The organism is Prevotella sp. HCN-7019, assembly GCF_037890215.1.
GTDB lineage: Bacteria > Bacteroidota > Bacteroidia > Bacteroidales > Bacteroidaceae > Prevotella.
Genome location: NZ_JBBKBO010000025.1, coordinates 1 through 2,199, shown reverse-complemented (window position 1 = coordinate 2,199; position 2,199 = coordinate 1). Strand labels below are relative to the sequence as shown.

The window sequence follows — 2,199 nt, the reverse complement described above, 5'->3', positions numbered from 1 at the left end:
CGTTATATTTAATTTCGGCCATCGCACCGGTCATCCTTTTATTTCCAACGCGACAAGACTATATCTTGCCTTTGTTCAGTGCGGTTTTCAGCCCTTCCAAAAGCTCCGTACATCACGGATGTCTTTTCTTTCGTCCGGCTCGCAGCCTATTGTTTTTTGCAATCAAATTGCTATTTTTGCATGCGCCTCTTGTGGAGAGGTGGTAGAAATTATCTAAATTTAGCATCAGTTTGCAAAATTAATATTAATTCGCATACATAACAAACATTGTATTTTAAACAATACATTTTTTAACGTTTATTGGCTATAAATGTTAAAAAACAGGAGAATAATTATATTCTGATACAAAGAAATGAATAAAATTTGAAAATTCTTAGTATAAATATGAATTTTTCGTGGAATCGAATTTTTGCAGATGTAAAATAATGACAATATGAATATGGATTACTCCGTCATATTCAGAATCAGTAAACTGATGCATCACAATATTATATATACGGGATTTGATAAAAATACAGCCGGCAGGATAACGATTTGTATCATAATCCATAATGCCGGCTGTTTTGTATTGTCTGAGCAACATGATGGATACATGTTGTATGTTCCGACGTTGGATGCATTGTCATTAGATAAATGTTTTAATCCAATATTTAATTTATGGGATTTATATCTTCTTTAAAGAACATCAGGGCATTTTTCGCGCAATGCAATATATGAAGGGACGTCGTTCAGTTCTTCTTCGGTAGTGGCATTACATGCGGTGATTATTTTACGATTGGCTGATGCCAAATAATTATTATCCAGTTCCTTAATATATATCATAGTGGTCATCGGATTGGTGTGCCCCATTGCACGTGATATAGTCTGTAGCTCCACATTACTTTGAAATGCGATGCTTGCCCATGTATGACGAGCGACATATGACGTAAGTGGACGGGTAAAACCGGCTTTCTTTCCCAACCGTTTCAACGAGATGTTGTAATATGAAAGTTGTTTCTGATACTGCAGATATGCAGTGAGGCTGTCTGTGGATTTTAATATTGGAAATACATAAACAGGATCGCAATAATCATACCGTTTTATAATATTCTCCATGCAAGGTTCTATTGTAATATGTATTATCTGTCCGGTTTTCCTTCGGTGATATATTATCTGACCGTTTACGATCTGAGCTTTCTTTAGGAAGGCAAGATCGATGAATGGCATTCCCTGACAATAGAAACTGAAAAGAAATAAATCACGCGTAAGAGCCAGGCGCGATCTTTTCGGCAGTTTTAATATAGACAGGCGCTGTATATCATTGATGCACAGTGATCGTTTGAATGTAGGAGTGCTCCCTGTGAAAGTCTTTACAAACACATCACCCTTGTTTTTAGTGACACGATTGTATATAGAACGCAGGGAGCGCATGTAGCACGATATGGTATTGAGCGAGACATTGCGCCGGAGCAGCCATTTCTGATAATTCTCAAGCATATCGGAGGTTATATCCTTCACCTTGATATCGTCGCGTTCAAGGAATGTGAGAAGAGAACGTATGGCAGTATCATAATTTGCGGCAGTGCTGAAAGAACCGCGGTCACGTGCATTGGCAATTTCTTTTTTTACGCATGTGACAAATGAATCATTTCCTGCGGAGAAAGACTCCGTGGCTTTGCCGTCAGTCTTTTTAAATACTGAGACATTGAATTGAAATCGAATCTTCATAACAATCTTTTAATTTTAGTTTAATGAATAAATCGTATGATACAAACATCACGTCTGTTCAACATGCGAAAATCCCTATATGTTCAGACAAATACAAACTCGTAGTTATACGAATATTTCAACATGCGATACATTGTCAACACATTATATATGTGTCGTCGTGGTCCCTATTGGAACTATCTACGATATAACGGCGTTTGTCAGACGTCTAATTCATTCATGAAAAACTATGCCGTGCCGCCGCACAACTGCCAAGAATGATTTCACTAATGTTTCTATTTCACACCTCTCCACAAGAGGTATGTACAAAAATAGCAAAATGATTGTAAAAAACAGTGCGTTGCAAGCCGGGCGTAATAAAAAAAGAGAATAAAACAGGTACATCATGATGAATATGTAGGTATATACTGACTATTCTCTCGCATTACTGTTCCAAACTCATCGCCTGACAATTAGGATGACAGGGAATATCCCTTCAATAATGATACAACA

2 protein-coding genes are annotated in these 2,199 nt (G+C 37.2%); one reads left to right on the top strand and one right to left on the bottom strand.

The window, feature by feature from the left end:
• The coding region (locus WKT13_RS13290; RefSeq protein WP_340324229.1) for a hypothetical protein at positions 1 to 217 on the top strand (217 nt) is incomplete at its 5' end.
• 458 nt (positions 218 to 675) lie between these two features.
• On the opposite strand, the gene WKT13_RS13285 is transcribed toward WKT13_RS13290, so the two are convergent.
• Complete coding sequence (locus WKT13_RS13285) at positions 676 to 1,707, bottom strand: tyrosine-type recombinase/integrase (protein ID WP_340324228.1); 1,032 nt, start codon at positions 1,705 to 1,707, stop codon at positions 676 to 678.
• Positions 1,708 to 2,199: the final 492 nt, after the last annotated feature.

Excerpts from the sequence above, each read along its gene's own strand:
- WKT13_RS13285 (WP_340324228.1), bottom strand. The coding sequence starts at position 1,707 with ATGAAGATTCGATTTCAATTCAATGTCTCAGTATTTAAAAAGACTGAC.